This is a genomic window from Paramicrobacterium chengjingii, assembly GCF_011751765.2.
Classification (GTDB): Bacteria; Actinomycetota; Actinomycetes; order Actinomycetales; family Microbacteriaceae; genus Paramicrobacterium; species Paramicrobacterium chengjingii.
Genome location: NZ_CP061169.1, coordinates 2982300 through 3003124, shown reverse-complemented (window position 1 = coordinate 3003124; position 20825 = coordinate 2982300). Strand labels below are relative to the sequence as shown.

Genomic DNA, 20825 nt, shown 5'->3' with positions numbered 1-20825 from the left:
CGAGTTCTGCCATGGAACGAGTAGCAGAGATGACGAATCCCGCAGAAAGAGAACAGCAGTCTCCGGTCAATTCCGGCGGATCAGCCACCGTGACGATGGCAGTTCCCGACGACTCGCCGAAGCCGTCGTCGCGCACGAAGAAGAAGATGACCAAGCGATCGAAGCTGCTGACCCTCAACGTGATCTCTGTTGTCGGTGGCATCGCGATCTGGTGGACTTTGGCTCTCACCGGATTTCAGTTTCCGACCCCTCCCGAGGTCATCGAAAAGGGCGTGCAGCTGTGGACCTCCGGCCTACTTCAGAAAGACCTGACGGCCAGCCTCGGCCGCGTGCTCACTGGTTTCATTCTCGGGTCGGCGCTCGCGATTCCCGTGGGGTTCCTCATGGGCTGGTACACAATCGGGCGCGGGCTCTTCGAGCCGTGGATTCAGTTCTTCCGAACGATTCCGCCACTGGCGCTTCTGCCCCTCGTTCTCGTGCTTCTCGGCATCGGCGAAGTTCCCAAAATCTTCGTGATCTTCCTCGCCGCATTCCTCGTGTGCGTGATCTCCACGTACCAGGGAGTCGTGAGCGTCGATCGCACACTCATCAACGCAGCACGCGTACTCGGTGCGAAAGACGGAACCATCTTCGCTCGCGTCGTGGTACCGGCATCCACTCCCTTCATTCTCGTCGGCATGCGCACGGGCCTCGGATCGTCATGGGCGACACTCGTCGCCGCTGAGCTGCTCGCAGCTCCGGCCGGACTCGGTTACCGGATGCAGCAAGCGCAGCTGTACTACGACCTCGCGACGATCTTCGTCGGCATCGTCTGCATCGGCATTCTGGGCCTCGTCATGGACAGGCTTCTGCTTCTCGCCGAGAGCAAGCTCACTGGCTGGCAGGAACGGATCTGATCATGGCAAACGCAACAACAACAGCAAAGATCTCAGTGCAAGACGTTCGCAAGACGTTCCAACTGAAGAACAAAGAGTTTGTCGCTCTCGAAAGGGTTAATCTCGACATTGCCGACAACGAGTTCGTCACTGTCGTGGGCCCGTCGGGATGCGGCAAGTCAACGCTGATGAACATTCTCGGCGGTCTCGAGGAAGCGACGGCTGGCCAGGCACTCGTCGACGGCCGCAACGTGTCCGGTCCCGGGCCAGAACGCGGCGTGATCTTTCAGCAGTACGCGCTCTTCCCCTGGCTCACGGTGCGCAAGAACGTGGAGTTCGGTCTCAAAGTCGCGGGCGTGAATGCAAAGGACCGTCGCGAACGTGCCGAGCACTTCATCGACATGGTGGGGCTCGGCCAGTTCGCCGATGCCCTCCCCAAAATGCTTTCTGGCGGAATGAAGCAGCGCTGCGCCATCGCCCGTGCCTACGCCGTCAACCCCAGCATCCTGTTGATGGACGAGCCGTTCGGCGCACTCGACGCGCTCACGAGGGTGAAGCTGCAGGAACAGCTGCTCGACACCTGGAACCGCGAGAAGCGCACGGTCATGTTCATCACGCACGACGTCGACGAGGCCGTGTTTCTCGCCAATCGCGTCGTCGTGATGGCTGCGCGCCCAGGCCGCATCCACGAGGTCATCGATGTGGATTTGCCGTACCCCCGCACCGAAGAAGTCCGGCTGAGCCCGGAGTTTGCCGAGCTGCGCAATCGCGTGTGGCACGCGGTGTATCACCAGTAACCCCGGTAACAGCACCGGACCCCCCCCGCCGTCGGAGCCCCCTCCGACGGCCTCAACCCCCATGAAAGGGACTGCACATCATGTCATTCACCACAAAGCTGCTCGGCACCGTCGCCGCCAGCGTCACGGTGGCGCTCGCGCTGGCAGGCTGCTCAAGCGGAGCAACCGATGAGGCCGGCAACGAGGTCGAAGCCATCGACGTCAACTTCGGCTACATCGCCGACTACAACGGCACGAGTCTGCTCGCAATTGCCAAGGACCAGGGGCTCTGGGAGAAGAACGGGGTGAACATCACCACGACTCCGTTCACGAACGGGCCGCTCCAGATTCAAGCATTGGGAACAGGCGATCTTGACTTCGGATACATCGGACCGGGTGCCTTCTGGCTCCCCGCGTCGGGACAGGCAAAGCTCGTCTCGATGAACACGCTCGGCCAGGCCGACCGCGTCGTCGCCCAAGAGGGCATCGAATCGATGGAAGACCTTCGGGGCAAGACCGTCGCCGTGCCCGAGGGAACGTCGGGTGACATGATTCTCACGCTTGCGCTCGAGAAGGCTGGCATGACGAAAGACGACATCAAAGTCGTCAACATGGAGCCGTCGGCAATCGTCTCTGCACTCGCGTCGAAGAAGGTCGACGGAGCCGGCTTCTGGTATCCGGCGCTCGCGACCGTCAAGGAGCAGGTGCCTGGCCTCGTCGAGCTCGCCGAGAACAAGGACTTCGAAGACACCATCGCGTTCCCGACGGCCTTCGTTGCGGGCAATGACGTCGTCGAGAAAGAAAAAGAGAAGCTCGACCGCGTGCTGAAGGTGCTTCGTGAGGCCATCGACTACCGAGCGAACAACGTCGACGAGTCCATTCAACTCACCGCCGATTTCTCAGCGCTTGACCCGGAACAGGTGAAGGCAGACGCGGGCAACGTGCAGATTCTGGGCCTGGACGAGATCGACAAGCTCACTGAAGACGGCACGGTGAACGACTGGCTCGAAGGCATGAACGATTACTTTGTGGATGCCGGAAAGCTGCCCGAACCGGTTGACCCTGCCGATTACTACACCGGTGATCTCTTCCTGAAAGCAGGCAAATAAGTTGTCACAAGCCAGGAACATCCTCTTTCTGATGACCGATCAGCATCGAGCGGATACGCTCGGTGCCTACGGGAACCAGCTCGCGGAGACCCCAGCTCTCGATGAACTCGCGCGAACGGGAACGAGATTCGACAGGTGGTACACACCGAGCGCGATCTGCACCCCCGCGAGGGCGAGCTTACTCACGGGCCAAGCGCCGTTCCGGCATAAGCTGCTCGCCAACCACGAGCGCAATGTCGGTTACATCGAGGATCTGCCCGAGGACCAATACGCGTTCTCTGCCGATCTTCGTGCCGCGGGATACAACTGCGGTTTGATCGGCAAGTGGCACGCGGGAACGAAGCGCTCGGCCGCCGACTTCGAGTTCGATGGCCCCGATCTCGCCGGCTGGCACAACCCGGTCGAGCACGAGGATTACCTGGCATATCTGACCGACAACGATCTGCCCGCATACGAGATCAGCGATCAGATTCGTGGAACGCTGCCGAACGGCGGGCCGGGCAACCTGCTCGCCGCTCGGCTGCACCAGCCGGTTGAGGCGACGTTCGAGTACTACCTCGCGACTCGCACGATCGAGATGCTCGAGCGCTACGCCGCCGATTATCGCAACGACGGCCAGCCGTTTTACCTTGCGCTCAACTTCTTCGGCCCGCACCTGCCGTATGTCGTGCCGAACGAATACTTCGACATGTTCGACCCCGAAGACATCGAGATGCCGAAGTCGGTTGCTGAGACGTTCTCGGGCAAGCCGCAGGTGCAGCAGAACTATAGTGACCACTGGGCATTTGACACGATGCCGCTCGAGACGAGCCGCAAGCTCATCGCGATCTATTGGGGTTACGTCGCCCTGATCGACAGTCAGATCGCCCGGGTCATGGAGGCCATGACGCGCCTCGGGCTCGTCGACGACACTGCCGTGTTCTTCAGTTGTGATCATGGCGAGTTCACGGGCTCGCACCGCCTGCACGACAAAGGGCCAGCGATGTATGAAGACATCTACCGGACCCCGGGCATCGTGCGCATTCCCGGCGCCCCCGAGGGGCAAGTGCGACGTGAGTTCGTCAGCCTCCTTGACTGCACCGCGACATTTCTCGAGCTCGCCGGGCTGGACACGTCTCCCGCCGTCGATTCGCGCAGTCTCGTTCCGTTGATCGAGGGCGAAACGCCCGAGTGGCAAGAAGACATCGTGTGCGAGTTTCACGGTCATCACTTCCCCTACCCGCAGAGGATGCTGCGCAACGACCGCTACAAGCTCATCGTGAACCCGGACTCGGTGAACGAACTCTACGATCTCGAGCGCGACCCGGACGAGCTTCTTAACGTCTACGCGCTTCCGGATATGGCGCAGACGCGAAACGAGATGATGGAGCGACTGTATGCGCTGCTGGTGGAGCGCGGCGACAAGTTCTACCACTGGATGACGTCCATGTACCCGGTTGGGGGCGTCGCCTATGACCCGTCATTGAGCGGATTCGACGACGAGGCATACCAGAAGTAGCTTTCCGGTACGGTCAGTGACAGCATCCAGCGACTATCGAGAGAGAGCAATGACCGAGCCGAGCGGGCGTCCGAACGTCGTCTTCATTCTCACCGACGACCACGCGGCTCACGCGATCAGCGCATACGGCTCCGTCGTCAACCGCACGCCGCGCATCGACGAGATCGCCGATGCCGGTGTGCGCCTCGACAACTGCTTCTGCACGAATTCGCTATGCACACCGAGCCGCGCGTCCATTCTCACCGGAACGTACAGTCACATCAATGGCGTGAAGACGCTCGAGACGCCGATCGACGCGAGCCAGCCCACGTTCATCTCGCAGCTGCAGGCGGCGGGGTATCGCACAGCGGTCGTCGGCAAATGGCACATGGGGGAGGGAGCGGGGCACGACCCTCAGGGCTTCGACTATTGGGCCGTTTTGCGCGATCAGGGTGAGTACTTCGATCCGCAGATTCTCACGAAAGACGGCACCGCCATTGTGGAGGGCTATGCGACAGACGTCATCACCGATCTCGCTCTTGACTGGCTTGAATCGCTCGATGGTGACGAGCCGTGGTGCGTGCTCATTCACCACAAGGCACCGCATCGCCCATGGGAGCCAGATGAGAAGCACAAGGGCATGTACTCCGAGCCGATTCGGGTGCCCGACACCTTCGACGACGACTACTCAACGCGCACGTCGGCGGCGCACCGTGCAGCAATGCGCATCGCCGATCATCTGACGCTGACGGATCTCAAAGAGTCGCTGCCCGCCGATCTCACGTACGAGCAGGCGGCACTGTGGAAGTACCAGCGATACATGGAGGACTACCTCGCGTGCGTCGCATCCGTCGACGACAACGTCGGTCGCGTCACCGACTGGCTGCGCGCCGGCGGAGAGTTCGACGACACTCTCGTGATGTACAGCTCAGACCAGGGATTCTTTCTCGGTGACCACGGCTGGTTCGATAAGCGCTTCATGTACGACGAGTCGCTGCGCATGCCGATGCTGATCAGCTGCCCGTCGCGCATTCCGCACCGCGACGAGCCGCTTGAGCAGATCGTCACGAATGTTGACTTTGCGCAGACGATTCTCGAGGCGACGGGTACTGCTGTGCTTGAGCGCATGCAGGGCACGAGCATCTGGCCGCAGCTCACGACTGATCCCCAACGACCAACGCGCGACGCCATGTATTACCGCTACTTCGAGAACGACGACATCAATCACCATGCGTTTGCGCATTACGGCATTCGCACCGAACGGCACAAACTCATCTACTTCTACAACGATGGGCTCGGGCTGCCCGGGTCATCTGACCGCACGTATCCTCCCGAGTGGGAGCTCTACGATCTTCAGAATGATCCAGAAGAACTTCGCAATGTGTACGGCGACGCCGCGTACGCTGACCTGCGTGAAGACCTCACGGTGCGACTCTGGATGCTGCAAGCCGAACTGCAGGACGAGCCGCACCCGTCGCAGCCGGTCCCGACGTTGCTGCGCAATCGCGACTGAAGACCGATCACGGTTTTAGCAGCACCTTGCCGATGCGACCGGGGGTCAGGCTCGCCTGAACGGCATCGCACACGTCGTCGAAGCCATAGGTCGCAGAAACGGGGAGTGTCACCGCTCCGGACGACACGCGCGCCGTAAGCTCCGAGAAGAGCTCGCCTTTTGTTGCAGCATCCATCTCTCTGCTGACCGTGCTTCCCCAGAATCCCTTCACCGTTGCCTGTTTGAAAATGAGGTCGCCAGACGAGAGCTCGAGTATCGAGCCATCCATGGCGCCAAAGACGACGAGAGTTCCGTTTGTGGCCAGCAGCGACAGCACATCGCCAGCTGAGGATCCGCCCACTGAATCCACCCCAGCGACAATCGGGGCGCAGTTTGTGATCGCTGCGACGTTGTCACGCCAGGCAACGTCACTCGTGGACACGACGTTCATGATTCCCTGGTCGCGAAGCTGGTCAACAGCCTCCTGGCGACGAACAAGACCGACGACATGGATGCCGCGAGCGGTGGCGAGCTGAGCGACCATGCGCCCCACCGCACCATTTGCCGCGTTCTGCAGCATCCATTGGTCTTTTTCGAGGCTGAGCGTGTGCAGCAGGCTGATGGCGCTGAACGGCATCGAGACGAACTGTGCGGCCGCCTCGTTGGAAAGCGCATCGGGAACGGGGATGAGGCCAGCAGCCTTCGCCGTGAAATACTCGGCCCAAACGCCGAACGTTCCGCCGGTGACGACGCGCTGCCCGATTCTGAGCCCTTCGACGCCGTCGCCGAGAGCGTCGACGGTGCCGACGGCCTCGGTGCCGGCACGCGCCGGAAGTTCCGGCACGAAGCCATAGGTTCCGCGAACGGTCCACAGGTCGTGATTGTGAATCGGGGAGAGGATCGTCTTCACTCGCACCTCGCCGGCGCTCGGTTTGGGCAGGGGCCGATCTTCGACGTTCAGAACCGTCTCGGGCTCGGCGAATGTGTGGTGAATGATAGCGCGCATGTGCCCATCTTCTCCCATCCATCTTTCGACAGCCTGACCGCGTTTGAGCAGGCTCTCTCGACGTGATCGCTCAGAAGCGGCGAATTGCTTGCGTGGTCAGAAGGATTCGCGACGAGTGAGAGACGCGTGAAGCGCTCGTGGCTCGAGCGGGATGCTGTTGATGACGGCGTCCACCAGCCTGACCATCTCGCGACCCGTCTCATCGGGCGGTACGGCCGAGGTCGAGAACGCCGGCGTAACCTGCGCGGCGAAGGGAACCTCTTCACAGACCACGACCGGAAGCGAGCGACCTGCACGCGTCAGCGCAGACATGGCTCCCAGCGCCATCGGCAATGTTGCGACGATGAGCGAATCGTGGTCGTTCGCGAGGATTTTCACCGCGGCAGCCGCGTCGTCGAATGTATACCCCACCTCATGCACCGTGGCGCCCTGCGCGCCCGCGACAAGCTGCTTTCCGATGGGGCCGTTGCGGTCTCCGAGAAGAATCGCGGGGCGAGTCAGGCCCTCAGATGCCAGTGCCTCCATGGCAAGTCGGGCGCCCTCTCGGTGATCGGTGCGCACCGAGGTGATGCCGTCGACCTCGAATTGCTCGACGCCCGTGACGATCGCGATTCCCTGAGCAATGCACTCGCGGACGGCATCCGAGATCGACGACGTCGAGACATCGTCGGCTGTGGCGATGATCATGCCGTCGACGCCCTGACGTGGCAGCTTGCGCAGAACGTCCTCGAGACGGGCAGTGCTGTGGCCGAGATCGTAGAGCATAACGCCGAATCCGCGTTCCTCGGCAGCCTCGACGACAGCTTGGGCGAGGCTCCCGTGGAAAGGCTGTGAGATGTCGCCGACAAGAAGGGCTATGACGCCTGTACGCCCGCTGCGAAGGCTGCGCGCGAAGCTGTTCGGCGAGTAGTTCAGGGCTGTTGCGGCATCCTGAACACGTTGGAGAGTGTCTTTCGACACGCGATCTGGTTCGTTGAGGACCCGAGATACCGTTGTGCGAGAGACCCCTGCACGCCGAGCGACATCGAGGATCGTCGCATTCGACTCCGCTGGCTTGCTCACGCTGCGATCATACTGAACGTCGGCGCCGTGTACCTGGGCGAAGGCGCTCCCTGCGTGCTGCAGCGTCGTGGAACGCGGGTGCCGAATCGAGAGCCTCAGACGCTTTATTCACGGGAGAGCAACGTTTCGGCATACTCCGCCGCGTCATCGGCAGCATGGTGCACGGTGAGATCGATGCGATCGAGCACGTTCCGCGGAAGCGCGAATGGAGGAACGACACGGTCGCTGAACGTCGAGTTCGCGATCTGCGCCACGTCAAGTCCCCAGAACGAAAGGTGGCTCGAGAAACGCGGAATGGTGCCAGAACCGACGTCTTCCCCTCCGATTGTGAGCACGATGGATGCTGAACCATCGTCCCGTGTGCGTAGCCGGAACCCCACGGTGGAGGCGTCCGCGGGCAGGGCGGTTGAGACCTCCACACTGTCGCCAAGGTGGCTGTGCTCGAAGACAAGCTGTCCTCCCAGCGTGTAGAGCACGTAACCGCCCTGTGCATTGCCGCTCGAGAGGAGAGCTCCGTCGACGTTCGCGCAAAGCGGCGAGACGTGGGCCGTCACGTCGATATCGCGGTTGGAACCCGTCACTGCGCTCGGGTAGGGGATGTGCGACTGTCCCGGACGAAGTGTAATGTTCGTCTCGGCAAAGAGCCCGATCGGACCCCGCGCCTCGATGAGTTCGCGCAGCGGACGGTCATCGAGCGGGAACACGTCGTTTCTCTCGGCCTCGCTCCACCACAGCTGCTGTAGGTGACGCAGTTTGTCGGGGTGAAGCTGCGCGAGGTCGCGCGATTCCGAGAAGTCCGTGCTCGTGTCATACAGGCGCCACACGTCATCGTCGTATGGCTCCCCCGTTTTGTGCACAGTGACGGCCTTCCACCCATCACTCCACACTGCGCGGTGACCAAGGGTCTCCCAATACTGGGTATGTCTGCCGACAGCGGCCTCGGCGCCAGCGAAGCTCGAGGCGACGCTCTCGCCGTCAACGCCGGCTTCAGCATCGATACCGAGAAGTTCGAGGAGGGTCGGAGCGATATCGATGGCGTGTACGAACTGATCCCTGATTCCGCGCGCCGTCTGAGGTGCTCCGGGCCAGGACACGATGAGGGGGGAACGCACTCCACCGAGATCGACGAACTGCTTGTACTGACGAAACGGAGTGTTGCTCGCCATTGCCCAGCCTTCGGGGTAATGCGCACCGCCGGTGAGCGTGCCGAGGTTGTCGAGGAGAGGCATCTGCTCAGCTGCACTTCGACGTACCCCGCTGTACGGCGCATTCGTGTCGACGTCTCCCGATGGCCCTCCTTCGCGACTTGCCCCGTTGTCTGAGAGCACGAGTACGATCGTGTCGTCGGCGATGCCCAGCTCGTCGAGCGTCGAGAGGATGCGACCAACCTGGGCATCCGCATGCTCGAGAAACCCAGCGAAGGCAGCCTGAAGGTGTGTGTAGACATCCTTCTGCTCGGCGTCGAGGTCATCCCATGGCAGCACTCCTTCATTTCGCTCGGCCAGTTGCGTACCGTCGGGAACAAGGCCCATATCGATCTGCCGATTGAGGCGGTCGATGCGCGTTTGATCCCACCCCTTTGAGAAGACGTCGACGTATCGGTCGATGTAGTCGCGAGGAGCCTGGAACGGTGCATGCGTCGCACCGAGTGCAAATTGCAAGAAGAACGGGCTGTTCCGGCGGAACGTTTCGTGGTCCTCAATGAATGCGATCGCGTGGTCGGCGAGATCTTCGCTGAGGTGATAGCCCTCTCGGTTCGGCGCCGGCACGGGGTGGTTGTCTTCATAGAGCTCGGGCTCGTATTGGTCGGTGCAGCCGTCAAGAAACCCGTAGTATCGGTCGAATCCTCGTGAAAGCGGCCAGTTTTGGTATGGACCCGCCGGTGTGATCTCGTGCAGCGGCGCGAGATGCCATTTTCCGACAAGATACGATGCATATCCGTTCTCTCGCAGAATCTGAGGCAGGAGCCTGACATCGGGGCGGATGCTGCCGCGAGAGTTGGGGAAACCCGTGTCTGTGTCGGCAAGGAAACGCATGCCGATCGAGTGGTGATTGCGACCGCTCAGCAGCGCCGCGCGCGTCGGAGAACACAAGGGCGTCACATGGAAGCTGTTGTAGCGAATGCCGCACGATGCGAGCGAATCAAACGCGGGCGTCGAGATCTCTGAGCCGAAGCAGCCAAGATCGCTCCAGCCTGTGTCATCGAGCACCACCATGATGACATTCGGTTGTGTCGAACGGGAGTTCTCGCGTGTCGGCCACCAGGGTGTCGAGTCGGCGAATGTCGTACGAACTGTGCCTTCAAAATCAGCAGGCTGAATGCTCATGAGTGCTCCTGACGTTGCACGGTTGTTTGGCTGTGAGGCTCGAGACGCGTCTTCACCGTTTGTGTGGCGATGAAGGCAGCGCTGGCCACGATGAGGACGTACAGGGAGACCATCCAGGTGTCGCCGCCCGCCGCGCCGGTGAGTGCTTGGGCGATGACCGGGCCGAACCCTCCACCGATGACGGTGCCGATCTGAAAACCAAGTGACATGCCGGAATATCGAACTTCGGCGGGGAAGAACGCGGCAAACAGGGTAGCCTGCCCGGCGAAAAGCCAGCCGACCAGCACCCCGCCGATGCCCATCGCGATGAACAAGCCGAGCACAGACTCTGTCCCGATCAGGAGGAACATCGGGAACGCCCAGAGGGCGAGACCGATCAGCCCCATCGAGACCACGCGCTTCTGGCCGATCCTGTCGCCGAGGGCGCCGGCGAGCGGTGTCGTGATGAGATTGGTGATCGACGAGAAAATGTTTGCGACGAGGACGATGGTCGGGTCCATGCCGAGGGCGCCCGAAGCGTACCCGAGAATGAAGACTCCCTGAATGAGACCGAGCGTGGTGTCGCTGGTGTGAATGAGGATCGCTGTGAGAATCTGCTTGGGGTACCGGCGGATCGCCTGCCAGACGGGGAGCTTTGATTCCGTGCGTTCGTGCTTGACTTGATCGAATTCTGGGGATTCCGCCACTTTGAATCGCAGGAAGAGCCCGACGAGCAGCAAGAGGGCGCTTGCGAGGAACGGGACACGCCACCCCCAGGCAAGCAGCTCCTCATTGCTCAGCACGGCAGTGAGAATGGCCACGCTGCCTGACGACAGAATGACGCCGATCGGAGCGCCGGCCTGAACGAGACTGCCATAGAGGCCCTTCTTGTGGGCCGGTGCGTGTTCGACAGCGAGAAGAGCGGCGCCGCCCCATTCTCCGCCGATTCCAATGCCCTGAAGAATGCGGAGTGCAACGAGAAGCAACGGCGCTGCGATGCCGATCTGTGCATACGTGGGCAGCAGTCCGATGACAACGGTGACGGTTCCCGTGAGCAAGAAGGTGAAGAGCAAGAGGGGCTTGCGTCCAATGCGATCACCGAAGTGCCCGAGGAGGATGCCCCCAAGCGGGCGTGCGATAAACCCAACGGCGAAACTCGCGAGTGAGAGCAGTGCCGATACGCCTGCGTCGTGTGCCGGAAAGAAGAGCTGGCCAAGAACGAGTGCCGAGAGAGCGCCGTATACGAAAAAGTCGTAGTACTCGAGAATTGAGCCGATGGTACTGGCTGCGACGGCCGTGCGGGCCGTGCGCGCCGCCTCGGTGTTCGTTGTCGTGGTTGCGGTGCTGTTCATGATTCTCCTCATCGAAAGTGAAGCAGCAAATGCGAAATGGGATCGATTCCGGAATCGATCCCATTGACTATAGAACACGAACCTGGCTGGCGTCCACCCCGCGCCACCGTTCTGCTCCGACAGTTAGAGTGGAAACGGTGACGGCGCTGATGTCTGCGCCGCGAGCGGAGGTTTCGATGCACGACGACATGGTGCGAATTCCCGCGGGCGAGTTCCGTATGGGGTCAGAAGGGTATTATCCCGAGGAGGGGCCGGTATTCATGACGCGCGTCGATGAGTTTCTCATCGATCGGCACCCTGTGACCAATGGGCAATTTCGCGCTTTCGTCGAGGCCACGGGTTTCGCCACCGTGGCCGAGCGGGGTCTCGATGCTGAGGAGTTCCCTCAGCTGAGCGAAGCCGATCGTGCACCGGGCAGCCTTGTGTTTCATGAGACGGACGGGCCTGTCGACCTGCGCAATTGGCGCGCGTGGTGGGGCTGGGTGCCCGGTGCCGACTGGCAGCATCCATTCGGCCCTGACTCGAGCATTGAGGGCAAAGACGATCACCCGGTCGTGCAGGTCTGTTACACGGATGCCGCAGCCTACGCCGCGTGGGCGGGGAAGCGACTGCCTACAGAACAGGAATGGGAGCGTGCAGCCCGCGGTGAGCTCGACGGTGCCGATTTTGCCTGGGGCTATGACATGATGCCGGCAGGAGAATTGCGTGCAAATACCTGGCAGGGGAGATTCCCCTACGAGAACACGGGTGCCAGGGGCTGGAAGGGAACGTCTCCCGTCGGTTTGTTCGCGCCGAATGGTTACGATTTGGTCGACATGATCGGCAACGTGTGGGAGTGGACATCGAGTCGCTTCACCGCGAGTCACCGCGAAGCGGCTCTCGAGGCGAGCATCCCGGCACCGTTGGGCCGGTCGCTTCTCTCGACAGCGGCGGCTGACACCTCGGCAGGGAACGGATGCGGGTGTGGGTGCGGGCCGGAGTCAACACGACAAATCACGGGCAGCCCGACGTCGGCGCTTCCCGACTCCAGCATCAGCCACGTGACGAAGGGCGGATCTCACCTGTGCGCCCCCGAGTATTGCCAGCGGTATCGACCGGCGGCGCGGTCACCGCAGACCGAAGACTCGGCAACGACACACCTCGGGTTCCGCTGCGCGCGTTCGCGCTGAGGTTCGAGAGAGGCAGAAACACCCGCGGCCGCTGGCATCCGCGTTGCGGGCACATCATCCGAGCGATGAGGTCTTCGGCACCTTTGGCTGAGGTGACGAGACCAATGGTTTTCCTAATCTCGGATCATGACCATTCCGCTCACGACGAATTTCAGAATGCCGACGCCCCTGCTTACCGTCGACCTGACAGCCATCGCTGCCAACACGCAGTTCTTCTCGAATCACATTGGCGGTGAGCTGATGGCCGTCGTGAAGGCAGACGGCTACGGGCTTGGCGCTCGCGACGTCGCTCGCACGGCGCTCGAGAACGGAGCGACGAGCCTCGGAGTCACGAGTCTGGACGAAGGCTTTGCTCTGCGCGACGCGGGCTTCTCCGCGCGAGTGCTCAGCTGGCTCAATCACCCGACCGAAGCGGATTACGCTGGAGCGGCCGAAGCCAGCATCGACGTCGCGGTCTCGAGCGTCGATCAGCTTCGGGCCGTCGCGCAAGCGGCCGGCCGCGCGTGCGTGCACCTGCATCTCGATACCGGGCTGACGAGAGACGGCGCTGATCCCGCACTGTGGATCGATCTCTGTCGTCGGGCGCGACAGAACGAGCTCGAGGGGCGCATCGAGGTAGTCGGGGTGATGGGGCATCTTCCCGAGGGCGACAACTTGGGCGCTCCCAGCAGCCGAGTCGGCTGCGAACTCTTCGATTGGGGCACTGACATCGCGAGACTGACCGGATTGACGGCGAGCATGAGGCACCTTGGCGCGACCACCGCGGCGCTCACCGTTGCGGGATCCCACCACACGATGTGTCGCATCGGGGCTGGCCTCGCGGGTATCGACCTCTCTCGCACCGTCCACCTGAAGAGCCCGATGACACTCGCAGCCCCGCTGATCGGCGTGCGCTCGGTGCGAGCCGGAACCAGCGTTGGCTACGGACTCGAGTGGAAGGCGACGGAATCAACGCGACTGGGCTTGATTGGACTCGGCTATGCCGATGGGATCCCGCGAAGCTCAGCCGAGCGTGGGGAAGTGCTTGTTCGAGGTACGAGACGGCCTGTCGTCGGACGGGTCTCAATGGATCAGATCGTCGTCGATCTGGGCCGTGAGGGCGGGGAAATCGGTGAACCTGCAGTCGTGTTCGGCTCCGGCGCGGACGGCGAGCCAACTGTTCGGGAGTGGGCGGACTGGTCGGGAACGATCGAGCACGAGATCATGACGCGGGTCGGCGAGCGGGTGACTCGCCGCACGACGAACCACGCATCGCTCAACGAGGAAGCAGCATGACGAGAGTGACGGTGGCCATCATCGGAGGAGGCACAAGCAACGAGCACGACGTTTCGCTCGCGTCCGCGGCGGCAGCAGCATCCGCTCTTGATCCCGGCCGTTACGAGGTCGTCAGTCTGACGATCGATCGCGATGGACGCTGGCTCGACTCGGCCGGATGTGACAGGGGATTCGCCCACGCTATGGGTGAGCTCTCTCGGTGCGACGTTGTGCTTCCGCTCGTGCATGGACCTCACGGCGAAGACGGACAGTTGGCCGCGCTCTGCGAGTCGGCAGATGTGCCGTATGCAGGGTCAGGCGTGGCCGCGGGAGCGATCGCGATGGATAAGCACGTCACGAAGCTACTGGCCGAGACCGTCGGCGTGGCGACGGCTCCCGGGATTCTGCTCGACAGATCGGGTGCGCACACCTACACGTTCACCGGCCCCGTCGTGGTCAAACCGGTAGCATCCGGATCAAGCGTTGGTGTAGCACTGGTCAGCGAAGAGAGCCAGCTTGCCGGCGCGCTACGCGCTGCATTCGAGCACGACACGCGGGTGCTTGTCGAAGACGTGACTATGGGGCGGGAAATCGACGTCGCGGTGATGCGACGGGTCGACGGCTCCTTCATCGTGTCGCCTGCTCTCGAGATCCGAGCCGACGGACTGTTCGACACCGATGCAAAATACGGTGGCTCAGCGGATTTCGTTGTACCAGCTCAGCTGGATGATGTGGCGCGCACGCGTCTGGAAGATGCCGCTTTGAGTGTGTACCAGGTTCTGGGTTGCGCGGGGCTTGCGCGCATCGACTTCTTCGTGACCTCAGACGGACCAGTTCTGATTGAGGCCAACACCACTCCTGGTTTCACCGCGCAGTCCCAAGTTCCACGCATGTTCGACGTCATCGGAATCGACTATTCGGCTCTTCTGGATCTTCTCATCGAGGAGGCGCTGGGTCGACCACGGCGTCAGCCAGCCAAAGCAGTCATAATGTGAGCATGGGATCACCGTTGGCTCGAGGTTGGGCCCCCGATCTTTCCTTCGCGCTTGTGGTCGCCGGCCTTGGTGCGTGGGAGACGCTGAGCCTCAGAATGGCGGGATACGACCGCAGCATCGCCCCGCTACTCATTGTTATCGGTGTCGCTGTCGCCGTCGCCTGTGCGCGTCACGCGGGCTGGCTGTCGCTTGGCCTCGTGTGGGTGACGCTCGTTGTTCAAATCGTGACGGCAACCGACATCCTGCTTGTGCAGGCGACGATCGTCGTCATAGCGTTTCTGCTTGCACGGTACGGAAGCAGGGGGCTCGTGTGGGCGAGCGGCATCTCGCTGCTTGCGGCCACACTCGTTATCGTCGCGTTCATCGGGACATTGTCGACGGGTGTCTGGGGAACCCGCGTGCTTCGCAACATCCTCATTCCCCTGATAGACGCGGGCACGCCCTGGCAGTTCGTCATCACTCCCGGCGTCGCTGCGATGCTCGCGATCCCGTGGCTCGCCGGACTCGCGATGCGATACGGGGGAGCGGCCCGCGAATCCAAACGATCACAGACGATTGCCGAACAGGAAGCCCTGAGCGCGGAACAGGCTCGCCTGCAGATGGCGGAGATCGCCGAGCTACGGGAGAGTCAGGCCCGGCTTGCTCGCGACGTGCATGACGTTGTCGGCCATTCGCTGACGGTGATTCTCGCGCAGGCCGAGTCGGCACAGTTTCTTGACGGCGACGACGCTCTCAAGCGCACGATGGCGAATATCGCGGTATCTGCGCGCTCGTCGCTGCAGGAAGTGCGCGCGGTGCTCGCGTCGCCTGACACGGAATCGCACGGCAGAAGCGACCTTGACGAGCTCATCGACGCCACGCGTATGAGCGGTACGGAGATTGTCGTGACAGACACGGGGCATGCCCGACCGTTGCCCCCCGAGCTGGCTGCCGTGGCGTTCCGTGTCGTGCAGGAGATGCTGACGAATGCCATCAAACACGGGCGTCGTGAGTCGCCGGTGTACCTCGCTCGTGAATGGGGAGATACGCTCGTGATCACCGTCGCGAACTACGTGTCGTCTGAGACCACCCAAGAACCCGCACCACAGGGGAACGGCGTGAACGGAATGAGGCGACGGCTTGAATCTGTGGGCGGGCGGCTCGACGTGCTCGCCGACCGAGTGCCGGGCGATGGCCGGTTTACGATTACCGCAACGCTGCCCGTGAGGGCGCTGAATGACACCGCGTCGGAGGCTCACGCATGACCGGAGACACGATTCGTGTTTTGCTCGTCGATGACCAGGATCTCTTTCGCGAGGGAGTGCGCATCATCGTCGACGCTCACGATGGCATGGAGGTTGTTGCCACGGCGAAAGACGGGCGCGAAGCCATTGGGCTGGTGGACAAGCACGAGCCGGATGTCGTGCTGATGGACATTCGGATGCCGGAGCTCGACGGCGTCGAGGCGACAAAGCAGATTCTGAGGCAAGAGAGTTCTCGCCACCGTAACCGCCCCGTTCGCATCATCGTGCTGACGACGTTTGATCTCGACGACCGCGCGGCGACGGCAATTCGCCACGGCGCGAGCGGATTCATGCTCAAAGACACGACGCCGACGATGCTGATTGACGCGATTCGGACCGTGCATGCAGGAAACGCGGTGCTTGCCCCGCGCGACCTTTCGACCCTTCTCGACGCGCAGTTCGTCGCGCGTGCAGCGCCGCCAGAGGAGTTCGACGCTCTGACGGCAAAAGAGCGTGACGTGTTCGACGCAGTGGCGAGCGGCTATTCCAATTCCGAAGTCTCGGCGCACCTGTTCATGAGCGAATCGACGGTTAAGACCCACGTTGGTGCGGTGCTGCGCAAGCTCGGGTTGCGCGACCGCGTGCAGATCGTCGTGTTCGCCTACGAGCACGGAATCATCTGAACGTCCGAGATCTCTGAGTCGCAGGTGCCGAGGCGCGGTACCCGCGGGCAGCACACCAGCACCGTGGCTGGAGGCGAGCGGGGCGCCGCAGTTCGTAGCGTCGAAAGCATGAATAAAATGCACTTTCACCGCACGACCAACAGCAGCCCGGCAGCGCGCGCCAGCACAGCGTTCGCGATTGTCGCCGTCGTTTCTCTTGGACTCGTTGCCTGTGCAGAGCCTGCCGTTGACGAGAGCGACCGTCACGGCTCAACAGAGTCTGACGTGGGCGGCGCTGCGCCGGGGGCAACGCTTGTCGAGGGCGACGGTCACATCGATGACGGCGCGAGTCTGACACCGTTCGACACCAGCAATGCGGCAATCGCAAACCTCGATTCCCGACTGCTTGATGCGATTCAGGATGCCGCACGCGGCGCTGAAGCCGAGGGAATCACCGTCTTCGTCAACTCGGGGTGGCGCAGCATCTCCTATCAAAAGCAGCTGCTCGCCGAGGCGGTCACAGAGTATGGAACAGAAGATGAGGCCCGGCGCTGGGTCAGCACTCCACAGGAGTCCCGCCATGTCAGCGGTGACGCCGTCGACATCGGTTCGTGGGATGCCGCAGCGTGGATGGACGAGCACGGCAGCGCATGGGGACTGTGCCGCGTATTCGACAATGAACCCTGGCACTTCGAGCTTCTCACGTCACCAGGTGGCGAATGCCCGCGCCTGCTCCACGACGCCACCGATCCACGCTGATCACACGCCAAACGGGGGTATTGCAACGCTCGTGAGGGAGGAGGACAATTAAATCCAGAGATCGGAGTGAACGATGTATCCCGCACCAATGGCATTGTCGCCGGAGGTACAAGCCGTCGTCGAACGCGAGCGGCTGAAGCTGCCCGAATGGGTGGCTGACGCCCACCGGCATTGGCGTCGGCGCCGCCGTCGCATTCGCAAGATGGCCCGCACCGCCTGACGGTTTTGCACGAGACATCAACCGGCCGGAAATGGTTCCGACTGGCGCATCGTTAAGCCGCGGCGGTGAGGCAAACGGCGAGCTCGCTGAGAGAGTCGGCACCCGTCAGGTCTCCGGCGAGTAACGGCACCTGAATCAATGGGATGCTTCCGACAGCAGCGCGCAGCCGGGCGATGTGCTGCTCCTCGCGCGCGCGCCGCTCGGCGAGCACATCACCGGCATCGGAGGGAGAGCGGCGATTGACGACGATCGATGAAGTGTCAATGCCGAGTACGGTGAGCTGTTGCACCACGTCGATCGACTCGGCGATGGGAAGTCGCTCGGCGATACTCACAACAATGAACGACGTGGCGAGCGAGTCGGTGACGAGACCACGCAGGAGCTCGAATCGGTCGCGACGGGCAATGAGCGTTCGACGCAGTTCCGCGTCTGCCGACGGTTCGTCATCTTTCGTGCCGACGACGCTTCGAGCCGCCGCAGCGAATCGCTCCGAACGGTCGCGGCTGGCGAGCAACGTCTCCGTCCACGTTGTGAGCTTTTCGGGGAGCGAAAGGAGCCTCAGCGTGTGACCCGATGGTGCGGTGTCAAAGATCACGAGGTCGTGCGAATCGCGGCTTGTCTCGACAAGCTCGGCAATGCGCTCCAGCACGGCAGACTCGTGGCTGCCGGGTGCTGATTTCGCCTGGTCAAGGTGCTGTTGAGCAGACGCGTGAAGGCGGTCGGGAAGTAAACGCATCATTGTCGCCGAAACGGTGGCGAAATGACGTTCGATCGTTGCCTGCGGGTCGATCTCGACAGCATCCACGTGTCCGTTCTCCTGCGTGAACACTCGCGTTGCGCCGTCGGAGAGCGATTGGTCCCAGGCCTGGCCGAGGTTGTGAGCCGGGTCAGTGGAGACAAGCAGTACACGACCGCCGTGACGCGCGTAGGCAAGGGCAAGCGCAGACGAAACGGATGTCTTTCCGACGCCGCCCTTGCCCCCGACGAACAGAAGGCGGCGCGATCGCGCCAGGTCTAGCAGCATGCGATGTGATCCAAAGGGGAGTCGGGGATGCCGATGCGTCTGTGCCAGGCATGGAAGTCGTCCCAGACGGCAGGCATCAGCTCCGCTGAATAAAACGCGGCGGGGTCGGGAACGCCAAGCGCCTCACCGAGAACAACGATCATGAACAGATCGTCTTCGCTCCGCTTCTCACTCAGAAACATCTGCCGGTACGGGCCGACATAGAACTCGTGCATGCCGTCGCGAAACGCGGCCCAACGCCGGGAGAGTTCCTCCCAGCGCTGGGCCGCGCTCTCTGCAGATGCCACGTCGTCAGACGTCCTCTCGAACCGCGGAGAGCTCGGCATCCTCGTGCTCGGGTTCTGGTGGTTCCTTTGCCGCTCGACGCATCGCCAGCACCGCTTCGACGCCGACCCACACGCTCGCAAAGATAATGATCACATCCAGGGCGAATAGCAGCCAATCCTGGCTGCCCGGCGTTGTGAAAGCGATGAGCTGGTCGATGGCTGCCCAGAACGACAGCACGAACACCAGCACAAGCGGAATGATCGCGGGCAACGGATTACGCCGCTTACGAATCAGCATCACCGCGATAATCGACAGCGACAGTGACGCCATGATCTGGTTCGTTGTGCCGAACAGCGGCCAGATGCGCAACCCACCTTCGCCGCCGAGACCCTGCGAGAATGTCAGGCCGAGCCCGACGACGACGACGATCACCGTTGCGGGGAACTTTGTGATCTTGAGCTTCACAGTCTCGCCGATCTCTTGCACGACGAAGCGCAGCAATCGCATTCCGGTGTCCATTGTCGTCGCGGCAAACAGCACGGCCATGGTCGCCAGCACCGTAGCGCTCAATGAAGCGGGCAAGCCGATGCCGTTCTCCATGAGGGCACCGCCACCTTTCACGAACGCATCAACTCCGCCAGCGCCGAACGAACTATAGATCTCGTTCCAATCGGCGACGGACTTGATGCCGCCGATGACCGCGAGGATCGTTCCGAGCGAGAGCAGGCCCTCACCGACTGCGCCGAAGTACCCGACGAATCGAGCATCCGTCTCCTTGTCGATCTGCTTCGAGCTGGTACCTGACGAGACCATGCCGTGGAAACCTGAAATGGCACCGCAGGCGATGGTGACGAACAACAACGGAACCATGCTCGGTGTGCCGGCAGGCAGATCTGTGTTGAACATGGGTGCCACGATGTCGGGCTTCACCGCAGAGAAGAGTGTTGCCAGCAGTACAGAGCCGAACAAGAGAATCAGACCGACAAAGAGTTGCACACCATTGATGTAGTCACGAGGTTGCAGCAGAACCCACACGGGAAGCAGCGATGCAATTGCGCCGTAGACGAAGAGGGCAACGATCCAGAACGTCGCCGGGCTCATGCCGAGCGTCGACTCAGGCAGAACCACGGGCACGCTGTTGCCCAGAACGATCAGCGCGTACAGCACGACAACGCCGACAATCGTCACCGGCAGGAGCGGCCAACGCAGACGATAGACCGCGACGCCGACGAGCAGAGCGACGACGATCGCACCCCACGTGGGGATCACAGAGGTGGGCGTGCTGATGAGCAGGTTCTTGATCACGACGGCGAATGCGGCGATCACCATGAGCAGCAAGAGGAAGATGACGATCAAAAACAGGTTTGCACCGCGCTTGCCGATGTAGCGGCCGGAGAGCGCGCCGATCGAACGGCCCTTGTTGCGCATTGACGCCCACAGCGTGCCGAAGTCGTGCATTCCGGCGAAGAATACGGTGCCGAGTGTCACCCAGAGGAACGCTGGCAGCCATCCCCAGATGACGGCTATTGCTGGGCCGACGATCGGCGCTGCACCCGCCACCGAAGTGAAGTGGTGCCCCCACAAGATGTATTTGTTCGTGGGGACGTAGTCGACGCCGTCGTTCAGCTCGTGGGAGGGCGTCTTGAAATTTTCATTCAGCTTGTACACCCGTTTTGCGAGGTACTTCGAATACACCATGTATCCGGCGGCGAACATCGCCAGCCCGATGATCATGAGGACAAGGGAACCCATGGAGTTCTCCCCTTTCACAGCGTGCGTCATTGCAACGGTGCGGCG

19 protein-coding genes are annotated in these 20825 nt (G+C 62.0%); 12 read left to right on the top strand and 7 right to left on the bottom strand.

Annotated elements, in window-relative coordinates; genetic code table 11:
• Nucleotides 1-11 precede the first annotated feature (11 nt).
• The 5 genes from HCR76_RS14545 to HCR76_RS14525 all read left to right on the top strand — a co-directional run bounded on the left by HCR76_RS14545 (nucleotide 12) and on the right by HCR76_RS14525 (nucleotide 5750).
• Entirely contained in the window at nucleotides 12-896 is an 885-nt protein-coding gene (locus HCR76_RS14545) for an ABC transporter permease (protein ID WP_244971409.1), read from the top strand.
• A gap of 2 nt (nucleotides 897-898) precedes the next feature.
• On the top strand, nucleotides 899-1672 hold the full coding sequence (locus tag HCR76_RS14540; protein ID WP_166987733.1) for an ABC transporter ATP-binding protein: 774 nt from the start codon (nucleotides 899-901) through the stop codon (nucleotides 1670-1672).
• Between the two features lie 80 nt (nucleotides 1673-1752).
• Nucleotides 1753-2760 carry an aliphatic sulfonate ABC transporter substrate-binding protein gene (locus tag HCR76_RS14535; protein ID WP_166987736.1) on the top strand — a complete coding sequence of 336 codons (1008 nt, stop codon included), beginning with the start codon at nucleotides 1753-1755 and terminating at the stop codon, nucleotides 2758-2760.
• A gap of 1 nt (nucleotide 2761) precedes the next feature.
• Nucleotides 2762-4258, top strand: coding sequence for a sulfatase family protein (locus tag HCR76_RS14530; RefSeq protein WP_280529486.1), 1497 nt, complete (start codon nucleotides 2762-2764; stop codon nucleotides 4256-4258).
• Between the two features lie 49 nt (nucleotides 4259-4307).
• On the top strand, nucleotides 4308-5750 hold the full coding sequence (locus HCR76_RS14525; RefSeq protein WP_166988190.1) for a sulfatase family protein: 1443 nt from the start codon (nucleotides 4308-4310) through the stop codon (nucleotides 5748-5750).
• A gap of 7 nt (nucleotides 5751-5757) precedes the next feature.
• Here HCR76_RS14525 and HCR76_RS14520 read toward each other — a convergent pair whose 3' ends face one another.
• The 4 genes from HCR76_RS14520 to HCR76_RS14505 form a co-directional block, all read right to left on the bottom strand.
• Nucleotides 5758-6735 carry a zinc-binding dehydrogenase gene (locus tag HCR76_RS14520; RefSeq protein WP_166987742.1) on the bottom strand — a complete coding sequence of 326 codons (978 nt, stop codon included), beginning with the start codon at nucleotides 6733-6735 and terminating at the stop codon, nucleotides 5758-5760.
• A gap of 96 nt (nucleotides 6736-6831) precedes the next feature.
• A complete protein-coding gene (locus HCR76_RS14515; protein WP_166987745.1) occupies nucleotides 6832-7797 on the bottom strand; it encodes a LacI family DNA-binding transcriptional regulator in 966 nt (321 codons plus the stop codon).
• Between the two features lie 104 nt (nucleotides 7798-7901).
• Entirely contained in the window at nucleotides 7902-10124 is a 2223-nt protein-coding gene (locus HCR76_RS14510; protein WP_166987748.1) for an arylsulfatase, read from the bottom strand.
• Entirely contained in the window at nucleotides 10121-11455 is a 1335-nt protein-coding gene (locus tag HCR76_RS14505) for an MFS transporter (protein ID WP_166987751.1), read from the bottom strand. Before HCR76_RS14505 ends, HCR76_RS14510 begins: the two co-directional genes overlap by 4 nt.
• Nucleotides 11456-11592: 137 nt before the next feature.
• Between HCR76_RS14505 and HCR76_RS14500 the strand changes: the two genes are divergently transcribed.
• The 7 genes from HCR76_RS14500 (at nucleotide 11593) to HCR76_RS14470 (ending at nucleotide 17737) form a co-directional block, all read left to right on the top strand.
• Nucleotides 11593-12624, top strand: coding sequence for a formylglycine-generating enzyme family protein (locus HCR76_RS14500; RefSeq protein WP_434063571.1), 1032 nt, complete (start codon nucleotides 11593-11595; stop codon nucleotides 12622-12624).
• 126 nt (nucleotides 12625-12750) lie between these two features.
• Nucleotides 12751-13899 carry an alanine racemase gene (gene alr, locus HCR76_RS14495; RefSeq protein ID WP_166987754.1) on the top strand — a complete coding sequence of 383 codons (1149 nt, stop codon included), beginning with the start codon at nucleotides 12751-12753 and terminating at the stop codon, nucleotides 13897-13899.
• Nucleotides 13896-14873, top strand: a complete 978-nt coding sequence (locus HCR76_RS14490; protein ID WP_166987757.1) for a D-alanine--D-alanine ligase — start codon at nucleotides 13896-13898, stop codon at nucleotides 14871-14873. The genes alr and HCR76_RS14490 overlap by 4 nt, the downstream gene beginning before the upstream one ends.
• A 2-nt stretch (nucleotides 14874-14875) precedes the next feature.
• The gene (locus HCR76_RS14485; protein ID WP_166987759.1) at nucleotides 14876-16117 is read left to right on the top strand and encodes a sensor histidine kinase; all 1242 of its coding nucleotides are present in this window, start codon (nucleotides 14876-14878) and stop codon (nucleotides 16115-16117) included.
• On the top strand, nucleotides 16114-16779 hold the full coding sequence (locus HCR76_RS14480) for a response regulator (protein ID WP_166987762.1): 666 nt from the start codon (nucleotides 16114-16116) through the stop codon (nucleotides 16777-16779). The genes HCR76_RS14485 and HCR76_RS14480 overlap by 4 nt, the downstream gene beginning before the upstream one ends.
• A 108-nt stretch (nucleotides 16780-16887) precedes the next feature.
• Nucleotides 16888-17517 (top strand): M15 family metallopeptidase, encoded by a 630-nt coding sequence (locus HCR76_RS14475; protein ID WP_166987765.1) that lies wholly within the window; start codon nucleotides 16888-16890, stop codon nucleotides 17515-17517.
• A gap of 73 nt (nucleotides 17518-17590) precedes the next feature.
• Nucleotides 17591-17737 (top strand): hypothetical protein, encoded by a 147-nt coding sequence (locus tag HCR76_RS14470; protein WP_166987768.1) that lies wholly within the window; start codon nucleotides 17591-17593, stop codon nucleotides 17735-17737.
• 52 nt (nucleotides 17738-17789) lie between these two features.
• Here the strand turns inward: HCR76_RS14470 and HCR76_RS14465 are convergent, their stop codons facing one another.
• The 3 genes from HCR76_RS14465 to HCR76_RS14455 are packed head-to-tail and all read right to left on the bottom strand — an operon-like array spanning nucleotide 17790 to nucleotide 20780.
• Nucleotides 17790-18761, bottom strand: a complete 972-nt coding sequence (locus HCR76_RS14465) for an ArsA family ATPase (RefSeq protein ID WP_166987771.1) — start codon at nucleotides 18759-18761, stop codon at nucleotides 17790-17792.
• Entirely contained in the window at nucleotides 18752-19048 is a 297-nt protein-coding gene (locus HCR76_RS14460) for a cory-CC-star protein (RefSeq protein WP_342357092.1), read from the bottom strand. The genes HCR76_RS14465 and HCR76_RS14460 overlap by 10 nt, the downstream gene beginning before the upstream one ends.
• Nucleotides 19049-19052: 4 nt before the next feature.
• Nucleotides 19053-20780: a carbon starvation CstA family protein gene (locus HCR76_RS14455; RefSeq protein ID WP_166987774.1), complete on the bottom strand. Its 1728-nt coding sequence runs from the start codon at nucleotides 20778-20780 to the stop codon at nucleotides 19053-19055.
• Between the last annotated feature and the right edge of the window lie 45 nt (nucleotides 20781-20825).

What these genes read in the sequence shown, in the direction of transcription:
- HCR76_RS14545 (WP_244971409.1), top strand. Translation starts at nt 12, where the DNA reads ATGGAACGAGTAGCAGAGATGACGAATCCCGCAGAAAGAGAACAGCAG.
- HCR76_RS14485 (WP_166987759.1), top strand. Translation starts at nt 14,876, where the DNA reads ATGGGATCACCGTTGGCTCGAGGTTGGGCCCCCGATCTTTCCTTCGCG.
- alr (WP_166987754.1), top strand. Translation starts at nt 12,751, where the DNA reads ATGACCATTCCGCTCACGACGAATTTCAGAATGCCGACGCCCCTGCTT.
- HCR76_RS14505 (WP_166987751.1), bottom strand. Translation starts at nt 11,455, where the DNA reads ATGAACAGCACCGCAACCACGACAACGAACACCGAGGCGGCGCGCACG.
- HCR76_RS14525 (WP_166988190.1), top strand. Translation starts at nt 4,308, where the DNA reads ATGACCGAGCCGAGCGGGCGTCCGAACGTCGTCTTCATTCTCACCGAC.
- HCR76_RS14535 (WP_166987736.1), top strand. Translation starts at nt 1,753, where the DNA reads ATGTCATTCACCACAAAGCTGCTCGGCACCGTCGCCGCCAGCGTCACG.
- HCR76_RS14480 (WP_166987762.1), top strand. Translation starts at nt 16,114, where the DNA reads ATGACCGGAGACACGATTCGTGTTTTGCTCGTCGATGACCAGGATCTC.
- HCR76_RS14475 (WP_166987765.1), top strand. Translation starts at nt 16,888, where the DNA reads ATGAATAAAATGCACTTTCACCGCACGACCAACAGCAGCCCGGCAGCG.
- HCR76_RS14490 (WP_166987757.1), top strand. Translation starts at nt 13,896, where the DNA reads ATGACGAGAGTGACGGTGGCCATCATCGGAGGAGGCACAAGCAACGAG.
- HCR76_RS14540 (WP_166987733.1), top strand. Translation starts at nt 899, where the DNA reads ATGGCAAACGCAACAACAACAGCAAAGATCTCAGTGCAAGACGTTCGC.
- HCR76_RS14455 (WP_166987774.1), bottom strand. Translation starts at nt 20,780, where the DNA reads ATGGGTTCCCTTGTCCTCATGATCATCGGGCTGGCGATGTTCGCCGCC.
- HCR76_RS14470 (WP_166987768.1), top strand. Translation starts at nt 17,591, where the DNA reads ATGTATCCCGCACCAATGGCATTGTCGCCGGAGGTACAAGCCGTCGTC.
- HCR76_RS14520 (WP_166987742.1), bottom strand. Translation starts at nt 6,735, where the DNA reads ATGCGCGCTATCATTCACCACACATTCGCCGAGCCCGAGACGGTTCTG.
- HCR76_RS14465 (WP_166987771.1), bottom strand. Translation starts at nt 18,761, where the DNA reads ATGCTGCTAGACCTGGCGCGATCGCGCCGCCTTCTGTTCGTCGGGGGC.
- HCR76_RS14510 (WP_166987748.1), bottom strand. Translation starts at nt 10,124, where the DNA reads ATGAGCATTCAGCCTGCTGATTTTGAAGGCACAGTTCGTACGACATTC.